The organism is Streptomyces sp. NPDC038135 (assembly GCF_055601245.1).
The window spans coordinates 476,650-495,684 of sequence record NZ_JBVJXS010000002.1 but is presented as its reverse complement, the minus strand read 5'-3'; the positions used below and the strand labels follow the sequence as shown (position 1 = coordinate 495,684).

Genomic DNA, 19,035 nt, shown 5'->3' with positions numbered 1-19,035 from the left:
TCCCAGTCGCATTGTCCTTTGATAACAACGCAATAACTCAAAGCTCCTACTGATCGGTATGGCGCCACTTAGAGTTCGGCAGCGGGACCGCTTTCCCGAAACTGCTCGGAGTTGCCCCCATGAACCCTCGTCGTAGTAACAGCTCGCTCCCCAAACCGGGCCGGTCGGCCTACGGGGTGGCGTCCGCCGTCGTCCTGCTGCTCATACCCGTGGTCGTGCTGGTCGGAGGCAGCCAGTTCCAGGAGTTCCTGAACTTCGGAGCGGGCGTGCTGTCCCTGGTCTCGCTGAGCTGTTCGGTGATCTGGGGGCTGTTCGCCCAGGACCGGATCTTCCTGAACACGCGCCAGCGGATCGTCGGCCAGGCAGTGCACCGGACGACCGCGGTCGCCTCCATCGCGTTCCTGCTGCTGCACATCACCACCAAGATCGCGCTGGACCACACCAAGTTCATCGCCGCGGTCATCCCCTTCTCGCTCGGCGTCACCGGAAGCGGCGGCCTCATCGGCCTGGGCTCGCTGGCGGGCCTGCTGATGATCTTCGTGGGCGTCACCGGCGCCCTGCGCAGCAACTTCGCCGCGCCGGCCCCGGTGGCCGCCCGCTGGCGGGCGATGCACATGCTGGCCTATCCGGCCTGGTGCGCGGCCCTGGTGCACGGGCTCTACGCGGGTCGCCAGGCCAAGCCGGTGTTCGTGATCCTCTACAGCCTGTCCCTGCTCGGCGTGATGGGCGCGCTGGCGCTGCGCTCGGCCCCGCGCCCCTTCAAGCGCAAGGTCGCCGACCGGCTCGTCGCCGTCCTGGGCAGCTCCGAGCGACGGGGGCTGGACGAGCTGGACGCGAGCCGCTCGCGGGCCGCCGAGTCCGCCCTGCCGGGCTTCGAGTCCCGGCGCGAGGCGAGGCAGTCGCCCGCCGGCCCGTCGGCCGGCCCCGGGACCGCGCCGCTCTACCAGACGCCGGCCGCGCCGGCCGCCGAGCCCGCCTCCGGCTTCGCGGCCGCCTACCGCGCGGTGAACACACCGGGCCGTCCCCAGCAGCCGTTCGGGGCCGACCGGACCGCGCGCATGGATCTCCCCTTCGACCTGCAGGCGACCGAGGCGATGCCGCGCGTCGACGGCCCCTCCAGCACCTCGGGGAGCTGGCCGATCCCGTCCCCGCCGCCGGTCGGCGAGGCCCCGCCGTCGGCGTACGACCCGCTCCAGGACACCGGATACACCATCCCGGCCTATGGCAATCCGGGCACCGGCGGATACGGCGGACGTGACATGTACGACACCGGTGAGACGAACGCCTCCTACGGGACGTACAACTCGGGTGACACGTTCAACAGCGGTCCCGCCACCGAAACAACCCCCGGCGCTTACGACACGCCGGGTTCGGGCGAACCTTGGAACACGCCTTCCGGAGGCTATAGGTGAACGAGGCCCTGCCCGACGTCCCGGAAGTCCGCGTGGTCGGCCTTCCCCAGCTGACCTCGGGCTTCGACCTTGTGGAGCGGCTCGACCTGCCCATGCACCTGAAGGTGCACGGGCCGCTCGACCCGCTGGGCGGCGAACAGCTCGCCCAGCTCGCCGAGCGCATCAACCTCAGGGGCCGCGGCGGCGCGGGCTTCCCCTTCCACAGGAAGCTGCGCTCGGTCGCCGAGTCGGCGATCAAGCGCGGGGTGCGGCCGGTCGTCGTCGTCAACGGCAGCGAGGACGAGCCGGCCTGCCGCAAGGACACGGTGCTCATCAACCGCGCCCCGCACCTCATCCTGGACGGCGCCCTGCTGTGCGCCGAGGCGCTCGGCGCCCGCACGCTCGTGATCGGGGTGACTCGGGAGTCCACCCAGCGCTCCATGGAGGCCGCGCTCGCCGAACGCGGTCTGAGCAACAGCCGCAGGTCGGCGCTGCGCGCCTGGGTGCAGCGCAACCCGGTCCGGATGGTCACCGGCGCCGCCGCGTCGCTGATCCGGTCGGTCGACGGCGGCCCGGCGATCCCGCCCGGCCGCAAGATCAGCGCCTCGCAGAGCGGCGTGGGCGGTGCGCCCACGCTGCTGTCGAACGCGGAGACGTTCGCGCAGCTCGCCATCGCCGCCCGCATCGGCCCCGAGCGCTACGGCAACACCGGCCTGTACGACGAGCCGGGCACCGTCATGCTCACCGTCTCCGGAGCGGTCGCCCGGCCGATGGTGCTCGAGGTCCCCACCGGTGTGCCGCTGCGCTACGTCCTGCAGCTGGCCGGCGCACCGCCGGTGCCACAGGGCGTGCTGACCGGCGGCTACCACGGCAAGTGGATCGACGCGGCGACCGTCAACGAGGCGATCGTCTCCCGCAACTCGCTGGACGCGGTGGGCGGTTCGCTGGGCGCGGGCGCGATCCTGCCGATCAGCCAGGAGACCTGCCCGCTGGGCGAGTCGCTGCGGGTGGCCCAGTGGCTGGCCGAGGAGAGCGCCGGCCAGTGCGGCCCCTGCTACCTCGGGCTGCCCGCCGCCGCGCGCGGCCTGGAGGACATCCTGAACGGCGGCGGCCCCGCCGCCCTGGAGGCGCTGAAGCAGGTCGCGAAGAACGTGAAGCGGCGCGGGGCGTGTTCGCACCCCGACGGTTCCGCGATGTTCCTGGAGTCGACCATCAAGGCGTTCACCGACGACCTGGCCGCGCATGTCCTCGGCAACGGCTGCGGACGGCCCGTGGAGGGCGTGCTGCCGCTCTTCGAGGGGGGCAGGGCGCCCACGGGCATCCCGGGCGGCGCGGAGCCCGAGGAGACCGGCGGCAGCCGCCAGAAGATCTACGTCGACTGGACGCTGTGCCGGGGCCACGGCCTGTGCGCCGACATCCTCCCCGAGGTCTTCGAACTCGGCGCGGACGGCTTCCCGACGGTGGCGCAGGCTCAGGTGCCGCGCTACGCCGAGGCGAAGGCGCTGCGGGCGGTGCGCCGCTGCCCCGCCCTGGCGCTGCGCATCGAGGAGGACACCCGCGGCCAGGCGCCGTCGCGCAACCTGCCCGTCCTCTCCCAGGGCCGGGGCCGGCGCGCCCTCGGCCGCTGACGACACCGCCGCGCGCGAATGGGGGCGTCCGGACCGGGCGCCCCCCGCCGCGTGTCGGGGAAAGCGACCGGGAACACGACGAAGGCGGATCATCCGTTCGGATGATCCGCCTTCGATTTCTGTGGAGCTAAGGAGAATTGAACTCCTGACCTCCTGCATGCCATGCAGGCGCTCTACCAACTGAGCTATAGCCCCTTGCTTTGTTCCGCCCGGTTTCCCCGGCGGCGACGCCAACATTACACGGTCCCCGGGGTGCAGTACCAAATCGGTTTCCGGTTGGTTCATGTACGGGGGCTAATGTCTGCTTTCGTGACCCTGACAGCGTTCTCCGGAGCCCGGTGCCGCGTGCCGGTGGCGGCGGGCGCGTGCCTGGTGTCGTTCACCGCGTTCTGGCTGGCTCAGCGGGCCGCGCACGTGTCGATGATCGACCTGATGGTGTACCGGGCGGAGGGCGCCACCGTCCTCGCGGGCGGCGATCTGTACGCGCTGCGGGCGACCACCGCGCACCTGCCCACCACCTATCCCCCCTTCGCGGCCCTGCTGTTCACGGCGTTGACGCTGCCGGGCGCCGCGGTGCTGCGCACGCTGGCCACGGCCGGGAACCTGGTGCTGCTGCTGATGTTCGTGCGGCTGTCCCTGAGACTCGCCGGCCACACGCGCGTGGAGACCGTCCTGTGGGCCGCGGCGGCGGCGGTCTGGTGCGAGCCGGTGTGGACGACCGTGCGCTACGGCCAGGTGAACCTGCTGCTCGCCACGGCGGTGCTGTGGGACCTGACCCGGCACCCCGCCGGGAGCCGCGGCCGCTGGGCCGGCGCGGGGCTGGGGGTCGCCGCCGCGGTGAAGCTGACGCCCGCGCTGTTCCCGGTCTTCCTGCTCACCGCGGGGGTCGTGGCCCGGCTGCGGAGCGGCGACGGGGACCCCTGGCTGCGTCACGCGCGCGGAGCGGCCGTCGCGTTCGCCGGGGCCACGCTGCTCGCCGCGGCCGTCCTGCCGTACGACTCGTGGCGGTTCTGGACGGACGCGGTGTTCCGCTCGGACCGGGTCGGGCGGCCCGAGGACACCGCCAACCAGGCCCTGCGCGGGGTCCTGGCGCGCCTGCTGCACACGCCGGACCCCGGAGCCGTCTGGACGGCCGTGGCGGCCGTGGTGACCGCCGTGGGGCTCGCGGTGGCGGTGCGGGCGGAGCTGCGTGGGGCGCGGGCCTGGGCGGTGTGCGCCTGCGCGGTCACCGCGCTGCTGGTCAGCCCGGTGTCTTGGACGCACCACTGGGTGTGGTGCGTACCCCTGGTGCTACTGCTGTGGACGCGCGGCCACCGGACGGCGGCCCTCGGCACGGCCCTGGTGTTCTGCTCGTACGCCCCCTGGTGGGTACCGCACGGACCGGCACGGCCCGAACTGCACCAGAACGGCGCCCAGATGGCGCTCTCGGCCCTCTACGCGGGGGCCGCCGCGCTGTTCCTGGCGCTGGCCCGGACCCCGACATCGTTGCCGGGGCAACCTCGGGGGCCGGCGCTACGTCAAGCGGTGACGAAGGAGTAGAACCTCTTGAGCGTGCAGTGCTCCTCCAGCAGGCGCCCGTAGATCGGCTCGCCCTCCAGCTCGCGGTAGGTCTCGATCGGGTCGCCTTTTATGATCAGCGCCCGCGCGCATTCCTCGCACCAGTACTGGTAGTCGGGGTTGATCGGCTCCATGTCACGGACGATCGGCGTACCACTGCCGCACCAGTCGCACTTCCGCCTGTGTGCACCCATCGATCAGCTCCAGCTGTGGCCGCAGGCCGTGCACACGTAGGAGATTCCGCCGTTGTCGCCGAGCACTTGCGCCACATGCCCGGAACCGCAGGAAGGGCAGCTCAGCCGGGTGGTCGTGTCCCGTATCAACGCAGCATCGAGGAGGTGGCCGACCTCCCCAAGGATGCTCGCAGGCATCGCTACTCCTCCCGTCGGGCCGCGCCACCTCCGGCCGTTTGATTCTGCCACGGCCGGGCCAATACGGTCAGCGACGCCTCGGTACCGGTCCGGACACGGCGGCCCCGGCGACCGGGCCGGCCGGTGTCCGCATGCCCACCGCGAACGCCTCCGGGGAGGTATACGCCCGTGGGACCCCATGTGACTCAAGGCGGTACGGGACCAGTCTGCCCAACTCCACCCCGCCGGGTCAGCCGGACGGCCGGTGCCGCGGGAACGGGCCCCGGACCAGCGGGACAGTCGCCGGAACACAGAGGATCCCGCCCCCTGTGGGGGACGGGATCCTCATCACCGATCTCTGACAACTCGACAGAGTGTCGATCCGTGGAGCTAAGGAGAATTGAACTCCTGACCTCCTGCATGCCATGCAGGCGCTCTACCAACTGAGCTATAGCCCCTTGTCCCACGCGGCGAGCCGCATGGTGTTTCGCCCCGCTCGGCGGGGCGAACAAGAAGAACTTTAGCCTGTGACCTGCCGGAAAGTGAAATCCGGGGCCCCGGGTGGGGAACGGCGGGTCCGGCGGCCGCTCAGTCGTCGTCGCCGAGCACGGGCTCCGGGAGGGTGCCCGCGTTGTGCTCCAGCAGACGCCAGCCGCGGGCACCCTCGCCGAGCACGGACCAGCAGCAGTTGGACAGGCCGCCGAGGCTCTCCCAGTGCGGGGCCTCGAGGCCGAGGAGCCGGCCGATGGTGGTGCGGATGGTGCCGCCGTGGCTGACCACCACGAGGGTGCCGTCCTCCGGCAGCTTCTCGGCGTGCCGCAGCACCACGGGAGCGGCGCGGTCGGCGACCTCGGTCTCCAGCTCGCCGCCGCCGCGGCGGATCGCCTCACCGCGCTTCCAGGCGGCGTACTCCTCGCCGTGGCGGGCGATGATCTCGTCGTGCGTCAGCCCCTGCCAGACGCCCGCGTAGGTCTCGCGCAGACCCTCGTCGCGGGTGACGTCGAGCCCGGTGAGGGCGGCCAGCTCGGCGGCCGTGTCCGCGGCCCGTCGCAGGTCGGAGGCGATGATCGCGTCGGGACCGAGGGAGGCGAGCAGCCGGGCGGCGCGGCGGGCCTGGCCGACGCCGGTCTCGGTCAGCTCGACGTCCGTGCTGCCCTGGAAGCGGCGCTCGACGTTCCACGAGGTCTGGCCGTGCCGCCACAGGATGATGCGGCGGCCCCGGCCCGTGCGGTCGGTCACCTCGCCCGTGGCGCTCACCGCCAGTCCCCGTCGGGCTCCTCGGCGGCCTCGGCGGCCTGCAGCTTGGCGTGCTCCTCGCCCTTGCCGCGGGTGGCCTTGGCGTCGGCGGGCAGCTCGAGCTCGGGGCAGTCCTTCCACAGCCGCTCCAGGGCGTAGAAGACCCGCTCCTCGCTGTGCTGGACGTGGACGACGATGTCGACGTAGTCGAGCAGGATCCAGCGGGACTCGCGGTCGCCCTCGCGGCGAACGGGCTTGGCGCCGAGTTCCTTCTGCAGGCGCTCCTCGATCTCGTCGACGATCGCCCGGACCTGGCGGTCGTTCGGCGCGGAGGCCAGCAGGAATGCGTCGGTGATCGACAGCACGTCGCTGACGTCGTAGGCGATGACGTCGTGGGCGAGCTTGTCGGCCGCCGCCTGGGCGGCGGTGCTGATGAGGTCGAGGGAACGATCGGTGGCGGTCACTACGCGGCTTTCGGTCGGCGGTCTGTTGACCTCAAGGGTCTCACGAGCCGCCTGGCGCACCCCACGCGATTACGGCATCGCGTGGGGTGACCGGGCCGCGGTCAGGAGGAGGCGGGCCGGTAGTCGGCGCCGAGGACGACCGAGACGTCGGCTCCGGAGGACACCGCGCCCTTGGCCACGGAGCCGGCCGGCAGGCCCAGTGTCTTGGCGACCTCGGCGGCGTCCGCCTTGTCGGCGGCGTCGGCGTAGAGCACCTGGGAGGTGGTCCGGGAACCGGACGCGGTGCCGCCCTCGAGGAAGGTGAAGCCGCCGTTCAGGAGCACGACGCGGGCCTTCTCCGTGTCGTCCTTCACACCGGTGGCGTTCTGGACGGAGACCCGCACCGCCGATCCCGCGTCCGGGCTCTTGGCGGCGCCGCCGAGGATGTCCTTGACGACGCTGTCGCCGGTCGCGGCGCTCAGGGTGCCGTCGGGCCGCACGGGCAGCAGTGCCGTGCGGTAGTCGCCGCCCTTGGCGAGGTCGGCGAGGCCCGCGAGGAAGGCGCCAAGGTCCTTGTCGGTCAGCGGCGGGTCGAGGATCTGCGCCAGGGACTGCACGGTGGTGGTGGCGGACGCGGGCTCGGAGGAGAGCTTGCGGAGCACGCCCTGCATGACCTGCCCGAACCGCTCGAGCTGGGCGTTCTGGGACTCGCCGGACGCGCGGTAGGTGGCGTAGGCGACTGCCATCTTGCCGCTGAGCGTCTGCGCCTTGCCCCGGTGGACCAGCGCGGCGGAGCCCTTCTTCTTGGCGTCCGGGTCGGGCACGTCGGCGTTGGTGTCGATCTCGATGTCGCCGACCAGGTCGACGAGGTTCTGCAGGTAGGGGGTGTCCAGACGCCAGGTGCCCTGGATGCTGGTGCCGAGGACGGTGTCGAGCTGCTCTCGGGTGCCGGAGGCGCCGTCGTCGTCCACGGACTTGGCGAGCGTCGTGGTGGAGCCGTCGTCGCCGCTCAGCGCGAGGGAGTTGGGCAGCAGCACGGTGGTGCCCTGCTTGGTGGTGGTGTTGTCCACCAGCAGTGCCGTGGAGGTGCCGGACTTCCCCGTGTTGTGCAGGTGGACGACGAGCACGTCGCGCTTCTGGGCGCCCGCCGGCGTCGCCGTGCCCGTCCCGGAGCCGGAGGAGGACAGGCCGGGCAGCTTCCCGGCGTACCAGAGGTAGCCGACACCGCCCACGGCCACGAGGGCGAGGACGACGACGAGGGCGATGATCCGGCTGCGCGCGCGGCGGCGGGCCTCCTCGCGGCGCTCGGTGCGGTTCTCGGTGAACGCCAGCCAGTCGATGACGTCCTCGGAGTCGCCGTCGGGCTCCTCGACGAAGGCGAACTGGCCGTCGGCGCCGTCCTGTCCACCGGCGGCCGGGGGTTCGGGGGCGGCGGGCGGTCCGGGGGCCTCGGGCTCCCGCGGGGCCGGGGCGCCGCCGGGGCCGGCCTGCTGCGGGATGTAGGCGGTCTGCTCGGCGACCCGGGGGTGCTGCCCGCTCGTCGCCGCCTGCCCGTAGGGGTCGTACGGGGCGGGGGTTCCCTGGGCGCCGCCGTAGGGGTCGTACGGGGTCTGGGAGCCGTAGGGGTCGTAGGAGGGCGCGGCGGGCTGCTGCTGCTGGCCGGCGCCGTACGCGTCGTAGGACTGCGGCTGCTCGTAGGACTGCGGCTGCTGGGGGCCCGTGGCGTACGGGTCGTAGCCGTAGCCCTGCTGGGCGTACGGGTCGTAGGTGTGCTGCGGCGCCTGCTGTGCCGGGATCTGCCGGTACACGGGCTGCCCGTACTCGTCGTAGCCGACGAGTTCGTACGGGGCGGCGCCCTGGGCGGCGTCATCCGCGTCGTATCGGTCGTTCACCGGTGCCCCTCTCGGCTCACTCGCCGCGGTACAGCTCGCGCTTGTCGATGTAACGCACGACTCCGTCCGGCACCATGTACCAGATGGGGTCGCCCTTGGCGACTCTCGCGCGGCAGTCCGTCGAGGAGATGGCGAGCGCGGGAACCTCGACGAGCGAGACGCCGCCCTTCGGCAGCCCCTGGTCGGTCAGGTGGTGGCCGGGGCGGGTGACGCCGATGAAGTGCGCCAGGGAGAACAGCTCCTCGGAGTCCCGCCAGGTGAGGATCTGGCCGAGGGCGTCGGCGCCGGTGATGAAGAACAGGTCCGTGTCGGGGTTGAGGGCCCGCAGGTCGCGCAGGGTGTCCACGGTGTACGTGGGGCCGCCGCGGTCGATGTCGATGCGGCTGACGGAGAACTGCGGGTTCTCGGCGGTGGCGATGACCGTCATCAGGTAGCGGTCCTCGGCCGGGGAAACGTTCCGGTGGGACTTCTGCCACGGCTGGCCGGTGGGCACGAACACCACCTCGTCCAGGTGGAACTGGGCGGCGACCTCGCTGGCCGCCACGAGGTGCCCGTGGTGGATCGGGTCGAACGTGCCGCCCATGACGCCCAGGCGGCGCTTGCCCGCGCGGGCGGTGCCGTCGCCCGGGCGCGGCGCCGGGGTGCGCGCCGGGCCGGTGGGCATGTCCTGCTCTTCCATGCGTGCAGACCCTACCGGCCCGGTCCGTGGGCCCTGGCCGGGGACGGGGTCCCGGTTCAGCGGTCGCGGTTGAAGCGGGTGGTGATCCACAGCAGGAGCAGCAGGATGATCAACGCCCCGCCGCCGGTGACCGCCGGGTTCAGGCTGTTGTGGTTGCCACCGTGCTCCTCACCCTCGGCGGCGAGGGTGACCAGCTGGGCAGCGGCGAGGTGGAGGCTCATCGGCAGGACCTATCGCGTGTGGGCGGCATGAAGATGTCTGCTCATCGTAAGCGTGCGGCCCGGCGGCGATCACCCCGACTCCGCCGTCGCGGCGGACGCGGGGCGTCGGGTGCGGCGCCGGCCGGGAACTCCGGCGGCCCGTCAGTCGTCCTTCTGCTTGTAGCCGCGCAGCAGGAACCATGCGGTCAGTGCGCAGCCGAGGAACATCACGATCAGAACGATCCGGAGCAGGTTGCCCGATCCGTGCTGCTGGGCGGCGGTGCCGGCGGCCTCGGTCAGCCAGGCGGCCGGGGGGCGGTACTCCATGACGTGGTCTCCTTCGCTGTACTGCCCGTCCACGGTAACTCCGCCCGGGCCGGCCCCCGCCTCGGGGGGCGGCAGGGGCACCGACACGCACATGGGGGAGAAGACATGTCCGACGACGGCCGTGAGCAGACCGGGCACGAGCGCGTGCCGAGCAGGCAGCGCAGGCGTTTCCCGGGGATCTCCTCGCGTGCTTACGAGCATCCGGCCGACCGCTCGGCCCTGGTGGCGCTGCGCAAGCTGAGCGGCTTCGACACCGTGTTCAAGGCGCTCAGCGGGCTGCTGCCGGAGCGGAGCCTGCGGCTGCTGTTCCTGTCCGACTCGGTGCGCGTCTCGGAGCGCCAGTTCGCGCACCTGCACGACATGCTGCTGGACGCCTGCTACATCCTGGACCTGGAGAAGGTCCCGCCGATGTACGTCACGCAGGACCCGCAGCCGAACGCGATGTGCATCGGTCTGGACGAGCCGGTCGTCGTGGTCACCACGGGCCTGGTCGAGCTGCTCGACGAGGAGGAGATGCGGGCGGTCGTCGGGCACGAGGTGGGGCACGCGCTGTCCGGTCACTCGGTGTACCGCACGATCCTGCTGTTCCTGACGACGCTGGCCCTGAAGGTCGCCTGGATACCGCTGGGCAACATAGCGATCATGGCGCTCGTGACCGCCCTCCGGGAGTGGTTCCGCAAGTCGGAGCTGTCGGCGGACCGGGCCGGGCTGCTGGTGGGCCAGGATCTGCGGGCCTCCATGCGCGGCCTGATGAAGATGGCGGGCGGCAACCACCTGCACGAGATGAACGTGGACGCGTTCCTGGAGCAGGCCGAGGAGTACGAGGCGGGCGGCGACCTGCGCGACTCGGTGCTGAAGATCCTCAACGTGCTGCCCCGTTCGCACCCGTTCGCCACCATCCGGGCCGCGGAGCTGAAGAAGTGGGCCGAGTCCCGCGACCACCAGCGCCTGATGGACGGCCACTACCCGCGGCGCAGCGAGGACGGCGAGGCCTCGGTGAGGGACTCCTTCCGTGAGTCCGCCGCGAGCTACGCCGGCGATGTGAAGAGCTCGAAGGACCCGCTGATGAAGCTGGTCACGGACCTCGCGGGGGGCGCCGGCGACTTCGGCGGCCGGGTCCGCCGCGGCTTCGACGGCTTCCGGAGCCCGGCCCCGCCGAAGGACGGATCGCGGCCCGGGCCGAAGGACGGGCCGGCCGACGGGCCGCACGGCGCGTCCGAGCAGGACGGGGAGTAGCCGGGACGACGGCCGCGGGCCCCCGGGAGGTCGGGCCCGGGCGTCAGACCTTCGGCTGGGCCTCGGTGGCGAGCGTGCCGCACAGGGCCGTGGCGCTGCCCGGGGCATAGGGGTCGGTGCCCGCCGGGCCGCCGCTACGGGCGGTCTGGCCGGACAGCAGGGGACGCAGGTAGGAGGCGGCGTCCTCGGCGCAGGACAGCGGACCGGCCTGGGTCGAGGAGCCGGCCAGCCGGACCTGGCCCACGCGCAGGTCGTCGCGGGTGAAGCGGAAGGCAAGCTCGCGGCGGACGGTGAAGAGGGACACGGCCGCGTCGGCGGCGGCGCCGGCCGGGCGCAGGGCGTAGACGAAGATCGTGTCGGCGCTGATCTCCAGGGTGGCCGCATCGGTCTCGGCGGCCCGCAGGGTGCCCTGGGCCCGGATCCGGTCGTCGGCCAGGCGCGCGCGGGAGGGGTCGATGCGGACCAGCCAGCCGGTGGGCGCGTGGCGGCCGTCGGCCGCCGGGTGGTCGAAGGCGCGGTCGAACTGGGCGAGCTGGTCGGAGTCGAGCAGGGCCCTGACCGGGCGGACCAGGCGGCCGGTCAGCACTTCGGGGTCGAGGGAGGAGCGGACCAGGTAGTTCCTGGCGATGCTCAGGGCGGCGGTGACCTGGCTGTCCGAGAAGTGCGCGGTGGCGCGGGAGGCGGGCAGCGGGATCCCGGCCGCGCCGACCTCGAAGTGGGCGGCCGGACTGTGCGCGTACAGGCTCTCGGCCTCCGTGGCGCCGGGCACCCTGCCGCGCGGGACGAGGGGGATGACGGTCATCCGCAGGGGTTCGACGGTGCGCCGGGCCTGCGGGGAGCCGTAGGGGTGGCGGACCCCCATGTAGACGGCGGTGGCGAAGGCGACGGCGATCAGCAGGAGCAGGATCAGGGCCTGCCGGGTCAGCCCCCGGCGCAGCGGCGGGCGGCGGCGCACGGCGGGCGCGTGGTCGGTCATGCGCTCCTGCGCGGAGTACTCCTGGAGGCGGGCAGCGCGGACGAACGACTCGTCGAACACGACGGATCGGTACTCGTCCTCGCCACCTGCGGGGCCGCCCTCGGGTGTCCCCTCCGGTGGGTCTCCAGGCCCGCCCATACTTTCAGGGTGGGTTCCGGGGGACTCCGGTAAACGCCGCGCCGGGCGACAACTTCTGACAGGTTCTCACCACGAACGCGGGGCGGCTGTCAGGGCGATCGCGGGAACGCCGAGGCCGCGGGGCGCACCGTGTCGGCGGACGGCCGGGCCGCCGCTCCCTGCTCCAGGCCGGTGGAGGCGGGCGGCGGCAGCCGGTCGCGGGTGCCGGAGGAGGCGCCCCGGTAGACGGCGGCGAAGGCCAGTGCCACCATGCCGACGCCCATCACCAGCGCCAGCACCCAGGCGACGGGCCGGTGCCAGCGGACCTGCCTGCCGTAGGGCCAGAAGGCGCCGTGGTGGTCGTCGCGGGCATGCTCGTCGTCGTCGAATTCGTCGTCGTCGTGATCATGACCGAATCCGATGCCGTCGAGGCCGTAGCCGTCGTCGTAGCGATCGCCTCCGGCGGGGGCCCGGCGGGCTTCCGCCTCGGAGGCCTCGGCTCTGGCCTGGGCGGCGGCCAGGAGGCGTTCGACGGCGGTCGGCTCGTGCACCACGGCCGCCCGTACGAAGGCCTCGTCGAAGACCACGGAGGCGAACTCTTCGTCCGACACCCCGCGGTCGTGGTCGTCGTCGGGCTCCCGGCCGTCCGAGAACGGCGTGCCCCCCACGTCCTCCGGCACGCCTCCAGAGTAGACCTGGGGGGTCAATTTGGGCAGACGGTACGGAAATTCATCCGCCTGCTGAGACGTCTTCGCGCCAGGCCCGGTCAGCGGCGTACGTGCCCGTCGCCGGTGACGATGTACTTCGTGCTGGTCAGCTCCGGCAGGCCCATCGGGCCGCGGGCGTGCAGCTTCTGGGTGGAGATGCCGATCTCCGCGCCGAAGCCGAACTGGCCGCCGTCGGTGAACCGGGTGGAGGCGTTCACGGCGACGGTGGTGGAGTCGACCAGCTGGGTGAAGCGGCGGGCCGCCTGCTGGGACGTGGTGACGATCGCCTCGGTGTGTCCGGAGGTCCACAGCCGGATGTGCTCGACGGCCTTGTCCAGGGAGTCCACGACCGCGGCGGCGATGTCGTGGGACAGGTACTCGGTCTCCCAGTCCTCCGGGGTCGCCTCGACCACGGTGGCCTTGGAGTCCTTCGCGTGGGCCAGCACCCGCTCGTCGGCGTGCACGGTGACCCCGGCCTCGGCCAGGGCGTCGAGGGCCCGCGGCAGGAACTCGGCGGCGATGTCCTGGTGCACCAGGAGGGTCTCGGCGGCGTTGCAGACACTGACCCGCTGGGCCTTGGAGTTGACCAGGATGTCGATCGCCATGTCGATGTCGGCCTGCGCGTCCACGTAGACGTGGCAGTTGCCGGTGCCGGTCTCGATGACGGGGACGACTGACTCGTTGACCACGGTCCGGATCAGGGAGGCGCCGCCGCGCGGGATGAGGACGTCGACGAGCCCGCGGGCGCGCATCAGCTCGCGCACGGAGTCGCGGCTCTCGCCGGGCACGAGCTGGACGGCGTCCGCGGGCAGTCCGGCGCCGCCGACCGCGTCCCGGATCACCCGGACGAGGGCGGTGTTGGACTCGTAGGCGGAGGCCGAGCCGCGCAGCAGGACGGCGTTGCCGGACTTCAGGCACAGCGCGGCGGCGTCCACCGTGACGTTCGGGCGGGCCTCGTAGACGATGCCGACGACGCCGAGCGGGACGCGGACCTGGCGCAGGTCGATGCCGTTGGGGAGGGTGGAGCCGCGCACCACCTCGCCGACCGGGTCGGGCAGCTTCGCCACGTCGCGGACGTCGGCGGCGATGGCGCGGACCCGCTCGGGGGTCAGGGTGAGCCGGTCGACCACGGACTCGCTGGTGCCGTTCTCCCGGGCCTTGGCCACGTCCTTGGCGTTGGCCTCGACGATCTCGCCGGTCCGGACCTCCAGGGCGTCGGCGATGGCGAGCAGCGCGTCGTCCTTCGCGGCGCGCGGGAGCGGCGCGAGATCGGCGGCGGCGGCCTTGGCCCGGTAGGCGGCCTGGGTGACCGGGGACATCGAGTCGTACGGCGAGAGCGTGGTCATGGGGGAAGGGTAGTGCGCGGCGCCGGGCCGTTCAGCCGTCGTCCCACACCGCGAGACGGGTCGAAAAGGGACGAAGGCCGCCCCCTGAAGGGCGCCCCTGAAGCCGGCCGCGGAACCGGGCGCCCGCCGGCGCCGGGCGGCCGTTCAGAAGGGATGCACCCCTACCGGGGTCGCGGGCGCGGGGCCGTATCCCTCGGCGATGCGCTGGTGGTACGTCTCGCGGTCGATGACCTCGAGGCCGACGATCTCCCAGGCGGGCAGTCCGGCGGTCTGCCGGTGCTCGCCCCACAGCCGCAGCGCGACGGCGGCCGCGTCGTGGAGGTCGCGGGCCTCCTCCCAGTAGCGGATCTCGGCGTGGTCGCCGGCGTATCTGCTGGTCAGCAGGAACGGGTGGTCGTGGGCGAGCTGTTCCAGGGCGCGCCGCAGGTCGGGCAGCGGCACCTCGTCCCCGGAGACGCTGAGGGTGACGTGCCACAACCGCGGCAGGTCCCGGAGCCCCTCGCGCCGCTCGTAGGTCTCTCCGGCCGCGACGCTCGTCAGAGCACCACGGGACGCCGGCCCGGGGCGCGCTCGTCTCACGACGGCCTCCTTCTCGCCTGACCCTTGACGGAACGTGTTCCATCGACATGTCCCCGAGGGAAAGTTGAGCAGGCCGCCGGGCTCCGCGTGGCGGTTTTACGGAACGTCCCCCACCGGGGGCGGTCCGTACGCCCTGTTCTACGAGTGGCTTTGCGGGCGTGACGAGCGCAGCAGCACCAGGTCGTCCCTGTGTACGACCTCGCGTTCGTACGCCGGGCCCAGTTCGCGCGCCAGCTCCCGGGTCGAACGCCCGATCAGCAGGGGGATCTCCTTGGCGTCGAAGTTGACGAGTCCCCGGGCCACCGCGCGCCCCGCGCCGTCGCGCAGCTCGACCGGGTCGCCGGCGCTGAACTCGCCCTCCACCGCGGCGATGCCGGCGGGCAGCAGCGAGGTGCGCCGCTCCACGACCGCGCGGACGGCGCCGTCGTCGAGGGTGAGGGAGCCCTGCGGGGTGGAGGCGTGCTGGAGCCACAGCAGGCGGTCGGCGGAGCGCTTGCCGCTGGGGTGGAAGTAGGTGCCGGTGTCGCCGCCGCTCAGCGCCTCCGCCGCGTGGACGGCGCTGGTCAGCACCACCGGGATGCCCGCGGCCGCGGCGATCCCGGCGGCCTCGACCTTGGTGACCATGCCGCCGGTGCCGACCCCGGCCTTGCCCGCGCTGCCGATCTCGACCTCGGCGAGGTCCTCGGGTCCCCGCACCTCCGCTATCCGCGAGGTGCCCGGCTTGCTCGGGTCGCCGTCGTAGACGCCGTCGACGTCGGAGAGCAGCACCAGCAGGTCCGCGTGGACGAGGTGGGCGACCAGGGCGGCGAGGCGGTCGTTGTCGCCGAAGCGGATCTCGTCGGTGGCGACGGTGTCGTTCTCGTTGACGACCGGCAGGGCGCCCATGGCCAGCAGCTTGTCGAAGGTGCGGGAGGCGTTGCGGTGGTGGGCGCGGCGGCTCATGTCGTCGTTGGTGAGCAGCACCTGGCCGACGCGGACGCCGTAGCGGGCGAACGAGGCGGTGTAGCGGGCGACGAGCAGGCCCTGGCCGACGCTGGCGGCGGCCTGCTGGCGGGCCAGGTCTCTCGGGCGGCGGCGCAGGCCCAGCGGGGCGAGTCCGGCCGCGATGGACCCCGAGGAGACCAGCACGACCTCCCGCTCCCCTCCGCCGCGCGCCTTGGCGAGGACGTCGACGAGCGCGTCGACGCGGTCGGCGTCCAGGCCGCCCGCGGCGGTGGTCAGCGACGAGGAGCCGACTTTGACTACGATCCTGCGGGCCGCGCTCACGGCCTGCCTTGCCTCGGTCACCTTGCCCGCTGTCCCCTCGCCCGGTACCGGCCGCCTGAGCGGCAATAGCTGCCTGTGCGGCAATCTACGCGAAGGGGGCCGGGGGGTGCGCGTCGGTCCAGTCTCCGGACAGGCACACGGTAACCGTTTGCTTACGGTTCGCGTACGGCAAAAAGGTTGTACCCGTTGCCTATAGAAATTAAACGCTTCACCAACTTAAATTGACCGTCGTGTCACCTACCGTTCGCCACCCGAAGCGCATCCTCCTCCGATCGGGCAAGAGTCCCTATGACGTCTTCTCCGTGGAGCAAGCCCTCCACCAGGACGTCATCGCCACCAACTCCGGCAACCTGATCTTCCAGGACGCCGCGCACAAGATCCTCGAGACGCCGGACACCGAGGTGTTCTCGAACGGTGGGCGCACCGAAGTGTCCGCGGCGGCCCGCATCAACGCGGAGTACGACGCGTTCGTCGTGCCGCTGGCCAACGCCTTCCGCCCCTCCTTCGAGGTGGCGCTGCAGCGGCTGACCCGCCTCATCTCCAAGCTGCGCATCCCCGTGGTGGTGCTCGGCGTGGGCGCGCAGACCGGGGTGGGCTACGACGCGGCGCGGCTGAAGCGGATCGAGCCGACCGTGCGCGCCTTCTGCTCGGCGGTGCTGGAGCGCAGCGCCTCGATCGGCGTGCGCGGCGAGTTCACCGAGACGTACCTGCGGGACATGGGCTTCAAGGACGTCGAGGTCATCGGCTGCCCGTCGCTGTTCATGTACGGCCGCGAACTGCACGTGCGCAAGGACGACGCGGGCCTGACGGCCGAGTCGCGCATCGCGATCAACGGCTCGCACAGCGCGGTGAAGAAGCAGGGGCTGGCCCGGATCATCAGCCGCACCCACGAGCAGTACCCCAACCTGCGCTTCATCGGCCAGAACCTCAGCGACGCGCGGCAGCTCCACTGGCGGGACATGTCGGACCCGAACGCCGCGGTGACCGCGATACCGACGCACCCGGACCACCCGATGTACCGGGAGGACAAGGTGCGGGTGTACGTCGACCCGATCACCTGGATCGACGAGCTGCGCCCGTTCGACTTCTCCTTCGGCTCCCGCATCCACGGCAACATCGCGGCGCTGCTCGCCGGCACTCCGGCGACGGTGCTGTGCGGTGACTCGCGCACGCTGGAGCTGTGCCGCTACTTCGAGATCCCGCACCAGCGCCTGGACAAGGTCGCCAAGGACCCCGAGGCGGCGGACCCGGCTCGGCTGTACGAGCAGGCCGACTTCAGCGGGCTGACCGGCAACCACGCCGAGCGCTTCGAGCGGTTCACCGGCTTCCTGGACAAGAACGGGCTGCAGAACACCTTCACGCACGGCGACGGCGGCGCCGCCTTCGAGAAGCGGATGCGGTCGCTGTCGTTCCCGCCGGGCGTGCGCCCCTGGAACGACACGGACCTGGCCTCGCTCACCACGCGGTTCGGCTGGCTGCACACCCAGGTCGGCGAGCTGTCCAAGGACAACGACCGGCTGCGCCGGGAGCTGGCCCGGTCGAAGCGGGTCAAGGACGCCGTCCCCGCGCCCGCGGCCTCCGTCTACCGGCGCGCCCGCCGCGTGGTGGGCCGGGCGCTGAACCCGGGCAAGTAACGGGGCTCGGCGCCGGCGGCCGTCAGGCCGCCGCCGCGCCGATCCCGCCGCTCGGCAGCATCCGCCTGATCCTGCGCAGCGCCCGGCGCGGCAGGGAGCGGGCGGCCGGCTCGCGGTAGCCGGGGAAGGCGCGGGCCTCACGGGGCTCGGCGAGATACACGTCGTCGGGGATGCCGGCCGCCTCGGACCGGAAGTGCGGGTAGGCGAGGTACAGGCGGGTGCCGCGCTTCTCCAGCAGCGCGGCGGCCTGCTTCCCGGCCCGCACGAACTCCACGACGTCCAGCAGCTCCTCGGTCCGCTGCTCGGCCACCAGGTGCAGCCGCAGCCGCTCGTGGACCTTCAGGCGGCGGGCCACTCCGGGCGTCCAGTAGGCGTCCATCAGGGGCTTCGCCAGTTCGAGCTTGTTCCAGCGGACCGCCTCGCCGTCCTTGAGGAACTTGGGCCCGAACTGCGGCAGCAGGGTGATGAGGAAGGGCCGGACCATCAGGTCGTCGCGCCGGGGGCCGGCCGGGACCATGTCGGCGATCAGCTTCATCAGGGCGCGCGCGGAGTCGAAGCGCAGCGTGTAGCTGCCGGTCTTCGTCACGTGCTTGCCGTCCTCGCGGCCCACCAGGTAGTAGCAGGTGTGGTCGGCGAGCACGGAGACGCCGTCCGCCCGCAGGTAGGCCTCCAGGGTGAAGAGCGCGTCCTCGCCGGTCCACAGCGACTCGTCGAACCGCATGCCGTGCCGCTCCAGCAGCGCGCGGCGGAAGAGCTTCTGCGCGCTGAGCGTGAACTTGATGTTGGAGGAGAAGACGTCGGTCCGCTCGAGGGTCCGGCCGAACATGGACTTCGGCGGGGTGCGGTTGACGCCCTCGACCCGGCCGAGGACGACGTCGGTGCCGTTCCGGTCGGCCATGGCGACCATGCGTTCCAGGGCCTCGGCCCCGAGCCGGTCGTCGGCGTCGAGGAAGAAGACGTAGCGGCCGGCCGCCTTGCCGAGGCCGACGTTGCGCGGGCCGCTGGGGCTGCCGGAGTTCTCCTGACGGACGACGGTGACCGGCATCGCGGCGCGGGCCGCGAACTCCTCCAGGTACTCCCCCGTGCCGTCCGTCGAGCCGTCGTCGACCGCGATGACCTCCATCCGGGCCGGGCCGATGGTCTGCGCCTCGACCGACGCCAGGCAGTCGACCAGATACGGCATCGCTTCGTACGCCCCGATGACTACGGTCACATCAGGCTGCGTCACGACGGTCACGGTTCCCCCTTTGTCACAGAACATTTCCCCCGAATCACATCAATCGCAACTTGCTAGACGGGTTCCCGTCGACGGCGGTTGCCTGACGCCGAATGATGAGTGAGGCACGCCACACGGGACGCGGCGGCCGCATCCGAAGGTACGCACGGCCGGTAAGAGCTGCTCATCCGTGGGACAGGGGTGCGGTAAGGGAACGTGAAAAAAGGGCCGGCCCCCGGAGTGATCCGGGGGCCG

General features: G+C 72.2%; 18 protein-coding genes and 2 tRNA genes. 5 read left to right on the top strand and 15 right to left on the bottom strand.

The window, feature by feature from the left end; genetic code table 11:
• The first annotated feature begins 119 nt into the window (after positions 1-119).
• Together ACZ7JA_RS06550 and ACZ7JA_RS06545 are read left to right on the top strand one after the other, a co-directional pair.
• Entirely contained in the window at positions 120-1,412 is a 1,293-nt protein-coding gene (locus tag ACZ7JA_RS06550) for a cytochrome b/b6 domain-containing protein (protein ID WP_351659439.1), read from the top strand.
• Positions 1,409-3,019 carry an NADH-ubiquinone oxidoreductase-F iron-sulfur binding region domain-containing protein gene (locus ACZ7JA_RS06545; protein ID WP_351659436.1) on the top strand — a complete coding sequence of 537 codons (1,611 nt, stop codon included), beginning with the start codon at positions 1,409-1,411 and terminating at the stop codon, positions 3,017-3,019. The genes ACZ7JA_RS06550 and ACZ7JA_RS06545 overlap by 4 nt, the downstream gene beginning before the upstream one ends.
• A gap of 122 nt (positions 3,020-3,141) precedes the next feature.
• On the opposite strand, the gene ACZ7JA_RS06540 is transcribed toward ACZ7JA_RS06545, so the two are convergent.
• Positions 3,142-3,214 (bottom strand) — tRNA-Ala (locus tag ACZ7JA_RS06540).
• A gap of 102 nt (positions 3,215-3,316) precedes the next feature.
• On the opposite strand from ACZ7JA_RS06540, the gene ACZ7JA_RS06535 reads away from it, so the two are divergent.
• The gene (locus ACZ7JA_RS06535; RefSeq protein ID WP_450744396.1) at positions 3,317-4,558 is read left to right on the top strand and encodes a glycosyltransferase 87 family protein; all 1,242 of its coding nucleotides are present in this window, start codon (positions 3,317-3,319) and stop codon (positions 4,556-4,558) included.
• On the opposite strand, the gene ACZ7JA_RS06530 is transcribed toward ACZ7JA_RS06535, so the two are convergent.
• The 8 genes from ACZ7JA_RS06530 to ACZ7JA_RS06495 all read right to left on the bottom strand — a co-directional run bounded on the left by ACZ7JA_RS06530 (position 4,537) and on the right by ACZ7JA_RS06495 (position 9,703).
• The gene (locus tag ACZ7JA_RS06530; RefSeq protein WP_006136074.1) at positions 4,537-4,770 is read right to left on the bottom strand and encodes a hypothetical protein; all 234 of its coding nucleotides are present in this window, start codon (positions 4,768-4,770) and stop codon (positions 4,537-4,539) included. The two genes, ACZ7JA_RS06535 and ACZ7JA_RS06530, sit on opposite strands and share 22 nt — an antisense overlap.
• Before the next feature lie 541 nt (positions 4,771-5,311).
• Positions 5,312-5,384: transfer RNA gene (locus ACZ7JA_RS06525), tRNA-Ala, on the bottom strand.
• Between the two features lie 130 nt (positions 5,385-5,514).
• Positions 5,515-6,189 carry a histidine phosphatase family protein gene (locus ACZ7JA_RS06520; RefSeq protein WP_351660170.1) on the bottom strand — a complete coding sequence of 225 codons (675 nt, stop codon included), beginning with the start codon at positions 6,187-6,189 and terminating at the stop codon, positions 5,515-5,517.
• The gene (gene rsfS / locus ACZ7JA_RS06515; protein WP_351659430.1) at positions 6,180-6,626 is read right to left on the bottom strand and encodes a ribosome silencing factor; all 447 of its coding nucleotides are present in this window, start codon (positions 6,624-6,626) and stop codon (positions 6,180-6,182) included. The genes ACZ7JA_RS06520 and rsfS overlap by 10 nt, the downstream gene beginning before the upstream one ends.
• 101 nt (positions 6,627-6,727) lie before the next feature.
• On the bottom strand, positions 6,728-8,497 hold the full coding sequence (locus ACZ7JA_RS06510) for an LCP family protein (RefSeq protein ID WP_470807485.1): 1,770 nt from the start codon (positions 8,495-8,497) through the stop codon (positions 6,728-6,730).
• A gap of 16 nt (positions 8,498-8,513) precedes the next feature.
• On the bottom strand, positions 8,514-9,176 hold the full coding sequence (gene nadD, locus ACZ7JA_RS06505; protein WP_470807484.1) for a nicotinate-nucleotide adenylyltransferase: 663 nt from the start codon (positions 9,174-9,176) through the stop codon (positions 8,514-8,516).
• Between the two features lie 56 nt (positions 9,177-9,232).
• The gene (locus tag ACZ7JA_RS06500) at positions 9,233-9,397 is read right to left on the bottom strand and encodes a hypothetical protein (protein WP_351659421.1); all 165 of its coding nucleotides are present in this window, start codon (positions 9,395-9,397) and stop codon (positions 9,233-9,235) included.
• A 141-nt stretch (positions 9,398-9,538) separates the two neighbouring features.
• Complete coding sequence (locus ACZ7JA_RS06495) at positions 9,539-9,703, bottom strand: hypothetical protein (protein WP_351659418.1); 165 nt, start codon at positions 9,701-9,703, stop codon at positions 9,539-9,541.
• Between the two features lie 105 nt (positions 9,704-9,808).
• Here ACZ7JA_RS06495 and ACZ7JA_RS06490 point away from each other — a divergent pair, with 105 nt between their 5' ends.
• Positions 9,809-10,939, top strand: a complete 1,131-nt coding sequence (locus ACZ7JA_RS06490; RefSeq protein WP_389299544.1) for a M48 family metallopeptidase — start codon at positions 9,809-9,811, stop codon at positions 10,937-10,939.
• A 43-nt stretch (positions 10,940-10,982) separates the two neighbouring features.
• On the opposite strand, the gene ACZ7JA_RS06485 is transcribed toward ACZ7JA_RS06490, so the two are convergent.
• From ACZ7JA_RS06485 to proB, 5 genes are all read right to left on the bottom strand, one after another.
• Complete coding sequence (locus tag ACZ7JA_RS06485) at positions 10,983-12,053, bottom strand: SCO2583 family membrane protein (protein WP_351659412.1); 1,071 nt, start codon at positions 12,051-12,053, stop codon at positions 10,983-10,985.
• An 89-nt stretch (positions 12,054-12,142) separates the two neighbouring features.
• The gene (locus ACZ7JA_RS06480; protein WP_470807482.1) at positions 12,143-12,712 is read right to left on the bottom strand and encodes an SCO2584 family spore wall biosynthesis protein; all 570 of its coding nucleotides are present in this window, start codon (positions 12,710-12,712) and stop codon (positions 12,143-12,145) included.
• A gap of 86 nt (positions 12,713-12,798) precedes the next feature.
• Positions 12,799-14,085, bottom strand: coding sequence for a glutamate-5-semialdehyde dehydrogenase (locus ACZ7JA_RS06475; protein ID WP_351659406.1), 1,287 nt, complete (start codon positions 14,083-14,085; stop codon positions 12,799-12,801).
• A gap of 144 nt (positions 14,086-14,229) precedes the next feature.
• Positions 14,230-14,664 carry a hypothetical protein gene (locus tag ACZ7JA_RS06470; protein ID WP_351659403.1) on the bottom strand — a complete coding sequence of 145 codons (435 nt, stop codon included), beginning with the start codon at positions 14,662-14,664 and terminating at the stop codon, positions 14,230-14,232.
• Between the two features lie 138 nt (positions 14,665-14,802).
• A complete protein-coding gene (gene proB / locus ACZ7JA_RS06465) occupies positions 14,803-15,930 on the bottom strand; it encodes a glutamate 5-kinase (protein ID WP_351660167.1) in 1,128 nt (375 codons plus the stop codon).
• 302 nt (positions 15,931-16,232) lie between these two features.
• On the opposite strand from proB, the gene ACZ7JA_RS06460 reads away from it, so the two are divergent.
• Entirely contained in the window at positions 16,233-17,564 is a 1,332-nt protein-coding gene (locus tag ACZ7JA_RS06460; protein WP_450749285.1) for a polysaccharide pyruvyl transferase family protein, read from the top strand.
• A 22-nt stretch (positions 17,565-17,586) separates the two neighbouring features.
• Here the strand turns inward: ACZ7JA_RS06460 and ACZ7JA_RS06455 are convergent, their stop codons facing one another.
• Positions 17,587-18,825: a glycosyltransferase family 2 protein gene (locus tag ACZ7JA_RS06455; RefSeq protein ID WP_470807481.1), complete on the bottom strand. Its 1,239-nt coding sequence runs from the start codon at positions 18,823-18,825 to the stop codon at positions 17,587-17,589.
• Positions 18,826-19,035: the final 210 nt, after the last annotated feature.